The sequence below is a fragment of the Noviherbaspirillum sedimenti genome (assembly GCF_003590835.1).
GTDB lineage: Bacteria > Pseudomonadota > Gammaproteobacteria > Burkholderiales > Burkholderiaceae_D > Paucimonas > Paucimonas sedimenti.
In genome coordinates this window covers 4340503-4356387 of the sequence record NZ_QYUQ01000002.1, presented here as the reverse complement: position 1 = coordinate 4356387, position 15885 = coordinate 4340503, and the positions used below count along the sequence as shown (strand labels likewise).

The following is a 15885-nucleotide window of genomic DNA, read 5'->3' as shown; positions in this document are numbered from 1 at the left end:
TCAGGAGCCGGCGCTGCCTGAGGCAGGCGACTACAAGATAAAACGTGTATTGATGAAATTCGACTTGTGGCCAAGCACGATCGCGTCCAGCAATTGCTTGCTGTCGTCGGTCTGCTTTGCGGCCACCATTGAACGGATCGAAAATGCCCGCAATGCGTCTGTCACCGACAAGGTTCCCTCGGCCGAGTCCTTTCGTCCCGCGAACGGGAATACATCGGGGCCGCGCTGACACTGGCAATTGAGATTGACGCGGCATACCTGGTTGACCAGAGGATCGACCATTGCTCCGATCAAGTCCGGATCCGTGCCGAAGATGCTGACCTGCTGACCGTGCTCGGACGTAATCACGTATTCGAGAGCAGTCTCAATGTCGTCGAAAGCCATGACCGGTACTACCGGACCGAACTGTTCTTCGCGATACAGCTTCATGCCTTCGCGCACCGGATATACCACGGCCGGGTAAAACAGGGTGCCGCAGACCGTTCCGCCACCGTCGTTGATGACCCGCGCGCCCTTTTGTTGCGCATCCTTGATGCAGTCGGTCAGGTAAGAAATTTTTGAGAGTTCCGGCAACGGCGTAATCTGCACGCCCTTCTCCCACGGCATGCCGATCTTCAGTTTGTCCAGCTCTTCCACGAAACGCTGCAGGAATTTATCGACAATCGATTGGTGCACGAGCAGCATCTTGAGCGCGGTGCAGCGCTGTCCGTTGAACGACAAGGCTCCCAGCAGACATTCTCTGACCGCAAGTTCGATATCCGCATCCGGCAGCACAATCGCGGCGTTCTTGGCATCCAGTCCCAGGATCGCGCGCAGGCGGTGCGCCTTGGGAGGTTGTTTCTTCAGATGGTCCGCCACCTTGCTCGATCCGATCAAGGTCAGCACGTTGACTTTGCCGGAATTGAGCATGCGCGGCACGATTACAGCACCGGGCCCGTACACGGTGTTGAGCACGCCTTTTGGCAGCGCCGTACGAAACGCCTCCAGCAGCGGAGCGAACAGAAGTACGCCAAACTTGGGAGGTTTGAACACAAGCGTATTGCCCATGATGAGGGCCGGAATCAGCGTGGCAAACGTTTCATTGAGCGGATAGTTGTACGGCCCCATGCACAGAACCACACCCAGCGGTGTGCGGCGCACCTGGCCGATCGTGCCTTCCACCACGGTGAAGCGCGAGTTGCTGTTGTCGAGCTCCTTCAACGCTTCGACGGTCGCCTTGATGTATTCCACCGTGCGATCGAACTCCTTTTCAGAATCCGCCAGGCTTTTTCCGATTTCCCACATGATCAATTGCACGATACGCTGCCGCTGCGCCACCATCTGCCGCGTGAAATTTTCGATGCAATCGATGCGCTGGGCAACCGACATGGTCGGCCATTCGCCGCGGCCGTTGTCATAGGCATTGACCGCCGCGTCAAGCGCGGCGTCGCTGGCCGCTTCATCGTGCATGGGATAGCTGCCGATCTCGATCTGCTCAAGTTCGCCGTCGGCCGAACGCACGCACACCGGCGACAACACACGCTGGACCTCGCCGTCCCATGTTTTCAGTTCACCGTTGACCAGGTAGGTTCGCTGCCGCAGCGGCGCCGGCAGGCGATGCGCATCGGGTATCTCATGCTGCGCGGGGAAAAGCGTCAGTAATTCCCGTTGGTTTTTCATTTCAAGCTCTCCAGTGTCAGGAAACAGTATTGGGTTCCAGGTCATCCTCGATATACGCCCTGACAATGCTGTCAAAATCGGTATCGCCGAGGAGGCCGAGTGCGTGCGCCGCCGCGACGTTCCAGGCGCCGGGCCAGCCGCCGACGATGCGTTCGACCATCGGATCGCGCTCCCAGCGGATGCGCTTGATCAGTTCCGGTCCGGCAACGCGCGCCAGCGCGGCGAGCATGTCCTCGACCTTGACCGAGATTCCTGGCAGATTGACGATGCGGTTGCTGCCCAGAGAAGCCGCCGCCAGCTCGTGGCCGGCAATCAGGCACTCGATCGCGCTGCGCGGCGACAGCAGCCACAGGCGAGTATCGGGCGCGACCGGGCAAACAGCTTCTTTCCCGTTGAGCGGTTCGCGGATCAAGCCGCTGACAAAGGACGAAGCGGCCTTGTTCGGCTTGCCGGGACGTACGCAGATGGTTGGCAAACGCAGCACGCGACCGTCTACAAATCCCTTGCGGCTATAGTCGTTCAGCAGTAATTCGCCGATCGCTTTCTGCATGCCATACGACGACTGCGGATTGAGCGCGGTGCTGTCCTGCACAATGGCAGGCAACTGGCCGCCGTAGACGGCGACCGAACTGGTAAAAACGATTTTCGGGCGATGTCCGAGGCGGCGGCACCGATCCAGCAACTGGCGCGATGCATCGAGGTTGATCCGCATGCCGAGTTCGAAGTCGGCTTCAGCCTGCCCGCTGACCACTGCCGCAAGGTGGAAAATGGATGTCGTCTGCGTATCGATCACATCGTGCAGCAAAGCGGCATCGGCAATATCGCCGGCGACCGTGACTACGCGCGGATCGCCGAAATCATGTGCCGGCACCACGTCCACCAGGAGAATCCGATCGATGGCCCGCTTGCTGCCGTTCGAATCGGTGAGGTATCCAAGTTCAAGCAGGCGGCGCGCAAGGCGCTGTCCGAGAAAGCCCGCGCCGCCGGTAATCATTACGTTCATATCTTCGACTCCAGTAATTGAAACTAATTGCCGGCCAACCGCGGTTGTGCCGGATCCCGATTTCCATCGTCCCCTTCTGCCATGACACTCCAGGCCAGTTCGCGCCGGATCTGCTCGACATCCGGTGGCGGCCGGGAGACGGCGCGGCGCTGCAGGAGCCATGCGCGCACTTCTTGTTTGCTGGGTTGATTGATCCGGTACATGTTCGTCTCCTCGCCAATGCGTTTTATTTCAGCGCCCGAAGCCAGCCGAGCCCGTCTTCCGTGCGGCCGCGCGGCCGGTATTCGCAGCCGACCCAGCCGTCGTAGCCGAGCTGGTCAAGCAGGCGGAACAAATAGCGGTAATCAACCTCGCCGTCGTCCGGCTCATTGCGACTCGGCACGCCGGCGATCTGAATATGGCCGATACCGCCGAAGTATTTTCTGAGCGTCATGGCGAGATCGCCGTCGACAATCTGTGCATGGTAGAAGTCCATCTGCACCTTGACGTTGGGCTCACCCACCGCTTCGCGGATCGCGTGTCCCTCGTGCTGGGAATTGAGAAAATAGCCAGGCATGTCGCGCGGGTTGATCGGTTCGAGCAATAGGGTACGGCCATGCTTTGCCAGTTCGCGCGCGGCATGGCGCACGTTCTCGATATAGGTTTCCAGATAACGGCCGCGCTCCGCGCCCGGCGGCAACAGACCCGCCATCACATGCAGGCGCTGCGTGCCGAGCGCCTGCGCGTATTCCAGCGCGAGCGCAACGCCGGTCCGGAATTCATCCTCGCGGCCGGGAAGCGCGGCAATCCCGCGTTCGCCTGCGGCCCAATCCCCCGGCGGCAAATTGAACAACGCATTTTCCAATCGGTTTTCCTTTAACCAGTGCGCAATTTCATGCGGCGCATGATCATAGGGAAACAAGAATTCGACGGCCTGGAAGCCGGCCTTGGCTGCGGCGGCAAACCGTTCGGGGAATGCAAGCTCGTTAAACATCATGGTCAGGTTGGCGGCAAATTTTGGCATTGCGGTTCTCTTTGGTTAAAGGTCGAGCTTGAAGACCGACTTGAGTTCTTCGATCTGCTTGCCGTTCAACGGATTGGTTGGCGTATTGCGCAACAGCAGGAATAATTTGGCGATCTGTTCGCGCAGCACAGTCTCATCCCGTCCGGTCTGGATCATGGTGTTCATTGCAGCTTGTCCCAGGCCTTGAGGAAGAAATCCTCGCTGCCGAAGTTACCCGATTTAAGTGCAAGCGCCAGTGGCTGTACGCTTGCGTCGTGCGGCAACGTGGTCGTCCACGGCACGCCGGGATCGATTTCGGGGCCGATGCGCAAGCCTTTGATGCCGAGCGCGTTGACCACCGCACCGGAAGTTTCGCCGCCCGCCACGATCATTTGTCCGACGCCGAGCCGCACCAGTCCCTTGGCAATTTCTGCAAGCGCATTTTCGACCAGGCCGCCGGCTTGTTCAGCCCCAAGTTCCAGCTGCGCCTGCTTGACCGTCTCGGGAGTCGCCGTGGCATAGATCAATACCGGTTGCTTGCCGATGCGGCCGCCGGCCCAATCGAGCGCAGCCGATACCAGGTCTTCGCCGCGCGCGAGAAGCAAGGGATCGATCTTGAACGCGGGGAAGGATGCACGCATCAGCGCTACCTGCCTTTGCGTCGCCACGGAGCAACTGCCCGAAATGACGGCGCGCAATCCGCCGGTCGCGGCAAGCACATCGGCCGCAACGGTGCGGGAAAGCAATCCGCGACGGCGAAAATTTTCCGGCAATCCGAGCGCGATGCCGGAGCCGCCGGTTATCAGCGGCATGTCGGCACAGGCTGCGCCGATCGATTCGAGGTGGACATCGGACAAGGCATCGACGATCGCCAGGCCGTATCCGCGTTCGCGCAAACCGGCAATACGTTCGCCGATTGCGGCAGCGCCCTGGTCTACCACGGCGCTGTCGACCAGACCGACCTTGCGCTCGGTCTGCTGTTGCATGACCCGCACCAGATTGGAATCGGTCATCGGCGTCAACGGATGATTCCGCATGCCCGATTCACTCAGCAGCATCTCGCCGACGAACAGGTAGCCTTTATAGATCGTCCGCCCATTGGCCGGGAATGCCGGACAGGCAATCGTGAACTCGGCGCCCAACGCTGTCATCAAGGCTTCGGTAACCGGTCCGATATTTCCGCGTGGCGTGGAATCGAAGGTCGAGCAGTACTTGAAGTAAATTTGCTTGCAGCCCGCACTTTGCAGCCACCGCAAAGCCGCAAGCGATTCCGATACCGCCTGGTCGACCGGGCTGGTGCGCGACTTGAGCGCGATCACGACTGCATCGACATCGTCCGCTATGGGTTCGGTCGGCACGCCGATCAGCTGCACCGTACGCATCCCGGCTTTCACGAGCATGCCGGCCAAATCGGTGCCGCCCGTGAAATCGTCTGCGATGCATCCCAATAAAACGGTCATTTTTCGCTCCGTTCAGGCTGCTTGTTCAGTTGCCTGCCTTGCCGCCTTTGGCGCGGGCAGTTCGATGCCGGGAAATATCTTCACGACGGCCGAGTCGTCTTCGCCGCCATGTCCGGCGGCAGAGGCTTGCATGAACATCTGGTGTGCCGCTGCCGACAAGGGCAGCGGGAATACGCTCTTCTTTGCGTAATCGAGCACGATGCCAAGATCCTTGACGAAAATATTCACCGCCGACAACGGCGTGTAGTCGCCCGCCAGGATGTGCGGCACGCGATTCTGGAACATCCAGGAACTGCCTGCACTATTACTGATCACCTCATACAAGGCATCGGCGTCGCAACCGGCGCGCAATCCCAGCGCCATCGCTTCGGCGGCAGCCGCGATATGTACGCCCGCCAGCAGCTGGTTGATCATCTTTACTTTCGAACCCTGTCCCGGCTGATCGCCGAGCCGGTACAACTTGCTGCAGATCGCCTCGAACACCGGGCCACAACGGGCAAATGCCTCAGGGGCGCCGGATGCCATCATCGACATCTCGCCTGCCGCGGCTTTGACGGCGCCGCCGGATACCGGCGCGTCGATGAATTGCAGTCCCATTGCGTTCAGTCGCGCACCCAGCATTTCGGCAAATTCCGGCGCTACCGTCGAACTGCCGATCACCACGGTGCCATGGCGGAGATGCGCAGCCGCGCCATGCTCGCCGAACAGCACCTGCTCGGTTTGCTGCGCATTGACGACATAGATCAGCAAGACGTCCAACTCGCCGAAGGTCGCCGGGGACACGACTGCTTGCGCGCCGGCAGCAACTGCCTTCTGCATCGCTTCCTGCCGTACGTCGCGCACATACACCTCGAAACCGGCGCGCAGCAGGGACCCTGCGACGCCCATTCCCATTGCGCCCAGACCTATTACTCCGACACGACACGCTTGCTGGTTCATTTGATTGCTCCTTGAATGAAGATTGATGACTGGCGCGCCAGGCCTGATTCAGCGATTGACCAGGCGCGCCGGTATGCTGAGTACAACCAGCGAGCCGGCCACAAGAACGCCGGCCAGTACATACATGCCGATGTTTGTGCTTTGCGTCAGGTCTTTGAGCCAACCGATCAGATACGGACTGGCGAAGCCGGCCAGATTGCCGACCGAATTGATGGCGGCAATGCCCGCCGCCGCCGCCGCGCCGCCCAGGAACGCGGTCGGCAAACTCCAGAACAATGGTGCGGACGCGACCACGCCGGCTGCGGCCAAGGTAAGAAAGGCGATGGCAATCCCGGTATTGGTTCCCGCCAGCGCGCTGCCTACCAGGCCGACCGCACCCAGCAACATCGGAATGGCAAGGTGCCAGCGGCGTTCGCGCTTGTGGTCCGCGCTGCGTCCGAGCAACAGCATTGCAATGATTGCTGCGCTATAAGGAATGGCGGTGAACAACCCTATGTTGAGCACACCCTTGATGCCGGCCGCCTTGATCAAACTGGGCATCCAGAACGTCAGACCGTATTGGCCCATGACGCAGCAAAAGTAGATCAGGGACATCAACCATACCCGGCGATCGGCAAATACCGCGCCGATCGACTGATGTTCGATCTTGCCTTTGGCATCATGTGCGATGCGCTCTTCGAGCAAGCGTTTTTCATCCTCGCTCAACCACTTGGCCGAACGGATGCCGTTATCCAGGTACAGCAGCACCGCAAGACCCATCACAACGGCCGGTACCGCTTCCAGCACGAACATCCACTGCCAGCCGGACAAGCCGTTGACGCCGGCGAACGATTCCATGATCCAGCCAGACAGGGGACCGCCGAACACTCCCGACACGGGGATCGCGGTCATGAAGGTAGTGACGATCCGTGCGCGGCGCTCCGCCGGGTACCAATAGGTGAGGTACAGGATAATCCCGGGGAAGAAGCCGGCTTCGGCGATCCCGAGCAGAAATCGCATGATGTAGAACATGGTCGGCGTAGTGACGAACATGAACGCGCCGGAGATGACGGCCCAGGTGATCATGATGCGGGCGATCCACACTCTCGCGCCGACCCGATGCAGGATCACGTTACTGGGCACCTCGAACAGGAAATAGCCGAGAAAGAACACGCCGGCACCGAGTCCGAACACGGTTTCGCTGAACTTCAAGTCGTTCAGCATCTGCAGCTTGGCAAAACCGACGTTTACCCGGTCGAGATAGGCGACGACGTAACACAACATCAAAAAGGGAATCAGGCGCCAGGTGACTTTGCGATAAGTTGATGCTTCGTCAATACCGACAGCCGATGAGGATACGAACTTTGCAGATCCGGCGGTCTGCGTGGTACTGGTTGTCATACTGTCTCCGTATGTTGGCTTTTTGAAAGGATGCAGCCTTACAAGAGCTTTATTATTGGATGCTTCACTAAGCTGTATGAAAGATGTATATTTGTATGATAGATATGCGAATCCTGTATGTCAAGATATATCTTTAGGATTAATGCTGTATAGTTATTAGACAGCTAGGTGAATTCCCTCCATTGCGTGGGTTGATTCACTGAGAAAGGAAAGACGATGGATCAGACAAACCCGTTCAATTTGAAGACTTCCCCGGATAACAGCTTCACCACCGGCACGCTCGGTTCCCGGGTAGCCGAACAGCTGTTAAACAAAATCCGCCTGGAAGATCTCGCGCCGGGCGCGCGCCTGCCGTCCGAGCAAGCCATGGCGCTGCATTTCGGGGTCAGCCGCACCGTGGTTCGGGAGGCGATCGCGACATTGAAAGCGGAAGGCATATTGGAAACCCGCAAGGGAAGCGGCGCCTTCGTGCGCAGCGCCGAAGCAGCGCATGCCTTGAGGACCGACCGTCTCACTGAACAGTCGATTCAATCTCTATTGAATGTGATCGAGGTACGTCGCGGGATAGAAGCCGAGACGGCCGCGCTTGCTGCAGTCCGTCGCAGTCCGGGACAGCTTGCCGATATCGAATACGCGTTGCGGCGCATCGAAGAAGCAGTAGCTGGCGGTTCAGACGGCGTGGCGGAAGACGCGAAATTTCACCAGTCGATAGCGATGGCAACAGGGAATCCCTATTGGGTCCGCTTCGTCGACATGTTCGCGCAAACGATCCAGTCGGCGGTCAAGGTCACCCGCGCCAACGAAGCCAGAAGAAAAGATTTCGCGCGCCAGGTACAGGCCGAGCATGAAAAAATCGTGAATGCGATTGTGGCGGGCGATCCGGAACTGGCCCGCGCAGCCGCCCGAGAACACATGGAACAAGCTGCGCAGCGTGTCCGCCTGGCTGATCGCGAGTTCTGGCGAGGCGATGGCGGAGAACTGGCCCGCCACCTGGTGTCTGCACTAGGTGAAGATGCAGACGCCAAGTGATAAAGGAGAACCACTCCAGTCTCAACTAGTGGACTGTAACAATTGATTCGGGAGTGATTCGCTTGCTTGGATCGAAGTACTTCCACTTCACTGGCTTTGGCTGGGTGTTGTAGTGACGGATGTAACGCATGAGTTTTCTCTTGAGATCCGTCAGCGATGTGAAAACGCCCCGCGCAATGACGTCGCGTTCGATTTTTGCAAACCACAGTTCGACCTGATTCAGCCAGGATGAATATGTAGGAGTGAAATGCATATGCACCGTGGGATGCGCCTCCAGAAATGCCGCGACGAGCTTGGTTTTGTGCGCGGAGAGATTGTCGGCGATGACGTGGATTTCTTTGCCCTTGGGTTGGTTGGCGACGATGTCTGTGAGGAAGGCCACGAACTCAGCCGAGGTGTGTCGCACAGCGGTCTTGCCCAGCACCTCGCCAGTCCTGGTGTTGAAGGCGGCATACAACGACAGCGTGCCGTGCCGGTAGTATTCGAATCCATGGCGTTCGGCGCGTCCGGGCGACAACGGCAGCACTGGGTCTTTCCGATCCAGCGCCTGGATCGCAGTTTTTTCGTCCACGCAAAACACGGCCGCGTGCTGGGGCGGATTCATGTAGAGGCCAATCACATCGGCGGCCTTGGTTTCAAAGTCGGGATCGTTGGAGGCGAGATAGCCTTCGAGGCGATGCGGCTTGATGCCATGCTTGGTCCAAATGCGCGCGACCGCCATGTGCGAAATCCCCCCGCCCAGTTCGGCAGCCAGCTTGCGTGTCGACCAGTGCGTCGAACCATCGGCCGGTTTGTGTTTCGTGGTTCGGGCCAGTACGCGTGCCTCGATGCGGTCGGTGACCTTGTAGCGTTCCCGCCCGGCATGGCGCGAAAACAGTCCGGCAAGCCGGTCTGCGGAAAAACGCTTGCTCCAGAGATCAATGAAGCTGTCGCTGCAATCGAGCTTGGCGCGGATATCGGCCCAGGTATGGCCATCGGCCAGCAGCAAAATCAGCCGGGCGCGACGTGCAGTATCTGCCCGTCCATTCCTCGCACTGACCTGTTGTTGGAGCTCCATGCGTTCGCTTTTGGTGAGTATCATCATGCCCTCCATGAGCATGAGTATACTTCGTTTTTAAATGTTACAGTCCACTAGTCTGGCAAAAATCTCACCTTATGTGACAATAATCCCAACTTATGTGTCACTTTACGGCCTGCCGCCTTGTCAGGATCACTCCTGCGGAAGATTGCTGAAATCCGGCTTTCTCTTTTCCAGGAATGCCGATACGGCTTCCCGGGCTGCCGGCGCGGGTAGCATGGCGGCAAAATTGCGAATTTCTTCTGCCATCTGCGCCGCAACCGCCGCCTGCTGCTGCGCCTTCATCAAGCGCTTGGTGGTGCGTACCGATGCCGCAGGCAAGGCCGCCAGCTTGGCAGCCTGCGCCTGCGTGAACGCAAACAGCTCATCCTTCGGCAATACCCGGCTGACCAGTCCCATGTCATACGCTTGCTCGGCGCCAAAGGCATCACCCAGCAGCAGCGCTTCCGCTGCGCGCTGGTAGCCAGCCAGTTGCGGCAGCAAGAAGCTGGCGGCAAATTCGGGACACAGGCCCAGCTTGGAAAACGGCAGCGCGAACTTGGCATTTTCGGCGGCATACACCAGTTCGCAATGCAGCAGCAGCGTGGTGCCGATGCCGACGGCATTGCCCGCCACGGCGGCCACCAGCGGCTTGGCGGCGTCGCTCACCGCCTGCATGAAGCGGAATACCGGGGCGTCCGGGCTCATGGGCGGATCATTCACGAAATCTTCCAGGTCGTTGCCGGCGGTGAATGCATCCGCATTGCCCGTAAAGAGGATCACGCGCACAGACGCGTCGCGCTCCGCTTCGTGCATGGCATCGCTCATGGCCTGGTACATCGCGGCCGTGAATGCATTCTTTTTATTCGGGCGGTTGAACTGGATGGTGAAGACGCCATCGGCATTGCTGCTTAAGATTTCCATGGCATCAAACCCGCTCGAACACGCCAGCCGCACCCATGCCGGTGCCAACGCACATGGTGACCATGCCGTACTTCAGGTTACGGCGACGCAAGCCATGTACCACGGTGGCGGCGCGGATGGCGCCGGTAGCGCCGAGCGGATGGCCGAGGGCAATCGCGCCGCCCAGCGGATTGACCTTGGAGGGGTCGAGCTGCAGGTCGCCTATGACTGCCAGCGCCTGCGCGGCAAAGGCTTCGTTCAATTCAATCCAGTCGAGCTGGTCCTGGGTGATGCCGGCCGCGCGCAGCGCCAGCGGCACCGCTTCCTTCGGGCCGATGCCCATGATTTCCGGCGGCACGCCACGGATGGCGAACGAGCTGAACTTCGCCAGCGGCGTCAGGTTGAACTGCTTGAGGATTTTTTCACTGACCAGGATCAGGGCGCCGGCGCCGTCCGACATTTGCGAACTGTTGCCGGCGGTGACCGAGCCCTTGGCGGCAAACACGGGCTTCAACTTCGCCAAGGCTTCGATGCTGCTGTCGGCGCGCGGGCCTTCATCCTGGCCGGCAGTACGGGTCTTCACGTCGATCTGGCCGCTGGCCAGGTTGGGGAATTTTTCGACGATCTCGAACGCCGTGGTCTCGTCACCGAACTCGCCGCCTTGCTGCGCCGCGATTGCCTTCCTGTGGGAATTCAGGGCGAATTCATCCTGCGCTTCGCGCGAAACTTTCCATTGCTGCGCGACTTTTTCGGCGGTGATACCCATGCCGTAGGCCATGCCGATATTCTCGTCCTTCAGCACCAGCGGGTTCATCGAGGGATGGTGGCCCATCATCGGCACCATCGACATCGATTCGGCGCCGCCGGCGATGATGACGTCGGCCTGCCCCACGCGGATGCGGTCGGCAGCGATCGCGATCGCCGACAGACCCGAAGCGCAGTAGCGGTTGACGGTGATGCCGCCCACCGTATTCGGCAAGCCGGCCAGCAGCACGCCCATTCGCGCGAAGTTCAGGCCCTGCTCGGCTTCCGGGAAGGCGCAGCCGATCACCGCATCCTCGATCAGTTGCGGATCGAGATTGGGCACCTGGGCGACGGCGGAGCGGATGGCATGCACCAGCAGGTCGTCCGGGCGCACGTTCCTGAACATGCCGCGCGGCGCTTTGCCGACCGGGGTGCGGGTGGCGGCGACGATGTAGACTTCTTGAATTTGTTTGGTCATCTTGAACCTCTATTCTGAAGTGTTGGCTTTTTAGTTTCGCACTGGTTTGCCGGTCTGCATCATGCCCATGATCCGTTCCTGCGTCTTCGGATGGTTGAGCAGCTCCATGAAGTACTTGCGTTCCAGGTCCAGCAGCCATTGCTCGTTGACCAGGCTGCCCGGCTCGATATCGCCGCCAGCGACCACATCGGCGATCATCGATCCCAGCTTGTAGTCATGCGCCGAGATGAAGCCGCCGTCGCGCATGTTGAGCAGTTGCGCGCCGATGGTGGCGCTGCCGTAACGGCCGCTCACGGGGAACGGCGCGCGCAGCGGCGGCCGGTAGCCGGCGTCGTACATGGCGCGCGCTTCCACCTTGGCGACGTGCAGCAATTCATGGGGATTGAAGACGATCACATCGTCGGCCGAGAGGTAACCCAGCTGCTGCGCTTCCAGCGCCGACTTCGACACCGCTGCCGTGGCCGCATGCATGTAGGTCTCTTTCAGGAATTGCAGAATATCGGTGCCCTTCGCCTGTTTCGCCGCGCGCAGGGCGATTTCCTTCAGGCCGCCGCCGGCCGGGATCAGGCCGACGCCCACCTCGACCAGACCGATATAGGACTCCAGCGCGGCCACCCTTTTTGCCGCATGCAGCAGCAATTCGCAACCGCCGCCCAGCGCCAGTCCGGCCACCGCCGCCACCACCGGCACGTTGGCGTATTTCAGCGCCATGTGGGCATTCTGCAAGCGCGAGACTTCCGGCTCGATGGCCTTGACGCCGCCCGACATGAACAGCGGCAGCATCGCCTGCAGATCGGCGCCGGCCGAGAACGGCCCGCCTTCGGCAGCGTCGGCATGCCAGATCACCAGGCCTTTGTAGTTTTTTTCCGCTTCAGCCAGCGCGCGCTTCATGCCTTCGACCACTTCCGGGCTGATTACATGCATCTTGGTCTTGAAGGACAGGATCAGCACCTCGTCGTCCTGGTGCCAGATGCGTACCGCATCGTCCTCGAAGACGGTGGTGCCGGCGGTCTTGCCGCTGGCACCGTTGTCGCCGACCAGCTGGGCGCGGAAAGCCTGACGCCGGTACACCGGCAAGTCCGAACGCGGCACCCAGGCATTTTTCTTCGGCGAATAGGAACCTTGCGGCGTATGCACGCCGGCATTTTGCGCCACCGGACCCTCGAACACCCAGGCCGGCAGCGGCGCGCTGCTCAAGGCCTTGCCGGCGTCGATGTCTTCCTTGACCCAGGCGGCCACCTGCTGCCAGCCGGACGCCTGCCAGGTCTCGAACGGGCCGACATTCCAGCCGAAGCCCCAGCGCATGGCGAAATCGATGTCGCGCGCATTGTCGGCGATTGACTCCAGGTGCACCGCGATATAGTGAAAAGCGTCGCGGAAGATCGCCCACAGGAATTGCCCCTGCGGGTTGGTCGATGCCCGCAGCGCTTGCATTTTCTTGACCGGGTCTTTTTCCTTCAGGATGCGGCCGATCAGTTCATCCGCCTTGCCGCCGCCGGCCACGTAATCGCCCTTGGCAGCATCCAGGCGCAGGATATCCTTGCCCACTTTCTTGTAGAAGCCGGCGCCGGTCTTCTGGCCCAGCGCGCCGGATTCGATCAGCTTGGCCAGTACCGGCGGCGTCGCGTAGGCGCCGTAGAACGGGTCTTCTTTCAGCGTCTCCTGCATGGTGCGGATCACGTGGCCCAGGGTATCCAGGCCCACCACGTCGGCGGTGCGGAAAGTGCCGGACTTGGCGCGGCCCAGCTTGGCACCGGTCAGGTCATCCACCACATCGCACGAAAGACCGTATTTTTCCGCCTCGATCATGGTCGCCAGCATGCCGAAGACGCCGACCCGGTTGGCGATGAAGTTGGGCGTGTCAAACGCGCGCACCACGCCCTTGCCGAGCGTGGTGGTGAGAAAGCCTTCGAGCTGGTCGAGGATGTGCGGCGCAGTAGCGCCAGTCGGGATCAATTCGACCAGGTGCATGTAGCGCGGCGGGTTGAAGAAGTGCACGCCGCAGAAACGCCCCTTGAGTTCGGCATCGAAACCATCGGACAGTGCCGTGATCGACAAGCCCGACGTGTTGGAGGCGAAGATGGTATTGGCGCCGATATGCGGCGCGACTTTCTTGTACAGGTCGTGCTTCCAGTCCATGCGCTCGGCGATCGCTTCGATGATCAGGTCGCACTCCTGCAGCAAGTCGAGGTTTTCCTCATAGTTGGCGGCCTGGATCAGGACGGCATCGTCCTTGTTGCCGAGCGGCGCCGGACTGAGCTTTTTCAGGTTCTCGATGGCTTTCAGGACGATGCCGTTTTTCGGCCCCTCCTTGGCCGGCAGGTCGAACAGGATGACCGGCACGCGGGCGTTGATGCAGTGGGCGGCAATCTGCGCGCCCATCACGCCGGCGCCGAGCACGGCGACTTTCTTGACGATGAAATTGGACATGGACTAAACCTTTCTATGTTCTTTAAAACAAATCGGCATCGAGCGCCATCAGGCTGGCCGCACCGGAGCGCGCCTGACGGATCAGCATCGCGGTTTCCGGCAGCAGCCGGGCGAAATAAAAACGCGCAGTCGCCAGCTTGGCCTTGTAAAAGCTGTCGCCGCTATCCTGCTTGTCCAGCGCGATCTTCGCCATGCGCGCGAAGAAATAGGCAAACACCAGGTGGCCAACCACGCGCAGGTAAGGCACGGCGGCGGCGCCGACCTCGTCCTGGTTCTGGAAAGCCTTCATGCCGATTTCCATGCTGAGCTTCGTCACCTTGTCGCCGATATCGGCCAGCGGCGTGATGAATTCGCTCATCGCCTCGTCGGTACCGTGCTCTTCCACGAAAGCCTGGATTTGCGCACCGAACTTGCGCAGCTTGGCACCGTTATCCATCAGCACCTTGCGGCCCAATAAATCCAGCGACTGGATGGTGTTGGTGCCCTCGTAAATCATGTTGATGCGGGCATCGCGCACAAACTGCTCCATGCCCCACTCGGCGATATAGCCGTGGCCGCCATACACTTGCAAGGCTTCCGACGCGGCGGCAAAGCCATTGTCGGTCAGGAAGGCCTTGACGATCGGCGTCAGCAGCGCCACCTGATCGGCGGCATCCTTGCGGACTTCCTCGTCCGGGTGGTTCAGCTCGCGGTCGATCATCAGCGCGACATACGAGCTGAAGGCACGCCCGCCCTCGGCCCAGGCACGCGCGGTCAGCAGCATGCGGCGCACGTCGGGATGCACGATGATGGGATCGGCCGGCTTGTCCGGCGCCTTGGGCCCGGAGAGGCTGCGCATTTGCAGGCGGTCCTTGGCGTAGGTGACGGCGTTCTGGTAAGCCACTTCGGTCAGGCCCAGCGATTGCATGCCGACGCCGAGGCGCGCCGCATTCATCATCACGAACATCGCCTGCAAGCCGCGGTTGGGCTCGCCGATCAGCCAGCCAGTGGCGCCGTCGAGGTTCATCTGGCAGGTGGCATTGCCGTGGATGCCCATCTTTTCCTCGATGGCGCCGCAGGTGATGGGATTGCGCGCGCCCGGCGTGCCGCCGGCAGCAGGAATGAACTTCGGCACCAGGAACAGCGAAATGCCCTTGGTGCCGGCCGGCGCATCCGGCAAGCGTGCCAGCACCAGATGAAGGATGTTTTCCGCCATGTCGTGTTCGCCGGCCGAGATGAAAATCTTGCCGCCGGTGATACTGTACGCGCCGTCGGCCGCCGGCTCGGCCTTGGTGCGCAACAGACCCAGGTCGGTGCCGCAGTGCGCCTCAGTCAGGCACATGGTACCGGTCCATTCGCCGGACACCAGCTTCGGCAGGTACAGCTGCTTCTGTTCCGGCGTGCCGTGCGCTTGCAGGCACTCGTAGGCGCCGTGGCTCAGGCCCGGATACATGGTCCAGGCCTGGTTGGCGGCATTGACCATTTCATAGAATGAATTGTTGACCACCAGCGGCAAGCCCTGGCCACCGTAGTCGGGATCACAGGACAATGCCGGCCAGCCGCCTTCGACATACTGCCGGTACGCTTCCTTGAAGCCCTTGGGGGTGGTGACCGCATGCGTGGCCTTGTCGAGGCGGCAGCCTTCGCGGTCGCCGGCATGGTTCAGCGGGAACAGGACGCTGGAGGCAAACTTGCCGCCCTCTTCCAGCACCTGGTTGATGGTGTCGGCGTCGAGTTCGGCGTGTTTTGGCAACTGCTTCAACTCTTCTTCGACATGCAGCAATTCGTGCAGCACGAATTGCATGTCGCGCAGGGGGGCGACGTATTGTCCCATGACGGTCT

14 protein-coding genes are annotated in these 15885 nt (G+C 60.6%); 1 reads left to right on the top strand and 13 read right to left on the bottom strand.

Going from position 1 to position 15885, the window contains the following annotated elements; translation table 11 throughout:
- Window positions 1-30: 30 nt before the first annotated feature.
- Genes D3878_RS20225 through D3878_RS20190 form a run of 8 tightly spaced genes read right to left on the bottom strand, consistent with a single transcriptional unit; the run spans window position 31 to window position 7423 of the window.
- On the bottom strand, window positions 31-1659 hold the full coding sequence (locus tag D3878_RS20225; protein ID WP_119787118.1) for an NADP-dependent glyceraldehyde-3-phosphate dehydrogenase: 1629 nt from the start codon (window positions 1657-1659) through the stop codon (window positions 31-33).
- A 16-nt stretch (window positions 1660-1675) separates the two neighbouring features.
- Entirely contained in the window at window positions 1676-2662 is a 987-nt protein-coding gene (gene denD, locus D3878_RS20220) for a D-erythronate dehydrogenase (RefSeq protein ID WP_119787117.1), read from the bottom strand.
- A 23-nt stretch (window positions 2663-2685) separates the two neighbouring features.
- Window positions 2686-2865, bottom strand: coding sequence for a hypothetical protein (locus D3878_RS20215; RefSeq protein ID WP_119787116.1), 180 nt, complete (start codon window positions 2863-2865; stop codon window positions 2686-2688).
- Between the two features lie 23 nt (window positions 2866-2888).
- The gene (gene otnI, locus D3878_RS20210; protein WP_119787115.1) at window positions 2889-3665 is read right to left on the bottom strand and encodes a 2-oxo-tetronate isomerase; all 777 of its coding nucleotides are present in this window, start codon (window positions 3663-3665) and stop codon (window positions 2889-2891) included.
- 15 nt (window positions 3666-3680) lie between these two features.
- Window positions 3681-3830, bottom strand: a complete 150-nt coding sequence (locus D3878_RS20205) for a hypothetical protein (RefSeq protein ID WP_199688219.1) — start codon at window positions 3828-3830, stop codon at window positions 3681-3683.
- On the bottom strand, window positions 3827-5104 hold the full coding sequence (gene otnK, locus D3878_RS20200) for a 3-oxo-tetronate kinase (RefSeq protein ID WP_119787114.1): 1278 nt from the start codon (window positions 5102-5104) through the stop codon (window positions 3827-3829). The genes D3878_RS20205 and otnK overlap by 4 nt, the downstream gene beginning before the upstream one ends.
- A gap of 12 nt (window positions 5105-5116) precedes the next feature.
- Window positions 5117-6043: an L-threonate dehydrogenase gene (ltnD, locus tag D3878_RS20195; protein WP_119787113.1), complete on the bottom strand. Its 927-nt coding sequence runs from the start codon at window positions 6041-6043 to the stop codon at window positions 5117-5119.
- Window positions 6044-6091: 48 nt separating this feature from the next.
- Window positions 6092-7423, bottom strand: a complete 1332-nt coding sequence (locus tag D3878_RS20190; RefSeq protein ID WP_119787112.1) for an MFS transporter — start codon at window positions 7421-7423, stop codon at window positions 6092-6094.
- A 216-nt stretch (window positions 7424-7639) separates the two neighbouring features.
- Between D3878_RS20190 and D3878_RS20185 the strand changes: the two genes are divergently transcribed.
- The gene (locus D3878_RS20185; protein ID WP_119787111.1) at window positions 7640-8452 is read left to right on the top strand and encodes a FadR/GntR family transcriptional regulator; all 813 of its coding nucleotides are present in this window, start codon (window positions 7640-7642) and stop codon (window positions 8450-8452) included.
- Between the two features lie 25 nt (window positions 8453-8477).
- Here D3878_RS20185 and D3878_RS20180 read toward each other — a convergent pair whose 3' ends face one another.
- The 5 genes from D3878_RS20180 to D3878_RS20160 form a co-directional block, all read right to left on the bottom strand.
- The gene (locus tag D3878_RS20180; RefSeq protein WP_119787672.1) at window positions 8478-9533 is read right to left on the bottom strand and encodes an IS630 family transposase; all 1056 of its coding nucleotides are present in this window, start codon (window positions 9531-9533) and stop codon (window positions 8478-8480) included.
- Window positions 9534-9662: 129 nt separating this feature from the next.
- The gene (locus D3878_RS20175; RefSeq protein ID WP_119787110.1) at window positions 9663-10433 is read right to left on the bottom strand and encodes an enoyl-CoA hydratase; all 771 of its coding nucleotides are present in this window, start codon (window positions 10431-10433) and stop codon (window positions 9663-9665) included.
- Window positions 10434-10437: 4 nt separating this feature from the next.
- The gene (locus D3878_RS20170; protein WP_119787109.1) at window positions 10438-11634 is read right to left on the bottom strand and encodes an acetyl-CoA C-acyltransferase; all 1197 of its coding nucleotides are present in this window, start codon (window positions 11632-11634) and stop codon (window positions 10438-10440) included.
- A 30-nt stretch (window positions 11635-11664) separates the two neighbouring features.
- Window positions 11665-14064, bottom strand: a complete 2400-nt coding sequence (locus D3878_RS20165) for a 3-hydroxyacyl-CoA dehydrogenase/enoyl-CoA hydratase family protein (RefSeq protein ID WP_119787108.1) — start codon at window positions 14062-14064, stop codon at window positions 11665-11667.
- A 22-nt stretch (window positions 14065-14086) separates the two neighbouring features.
- Window positions 14087-15877 (bottom strand): acyl-CoA dehydrogenase C-terminal domain-containing protein, encoded by a 1791-nt coding sequence (locus D3878_RS20160; protein ID WP_119787107.1) that lies wholly within the window; start codon window positions 15875-15877, stop codon window positions 14087-14089.
- Window positions 15878-15885 lie beyond the last annotated feature (8 nt).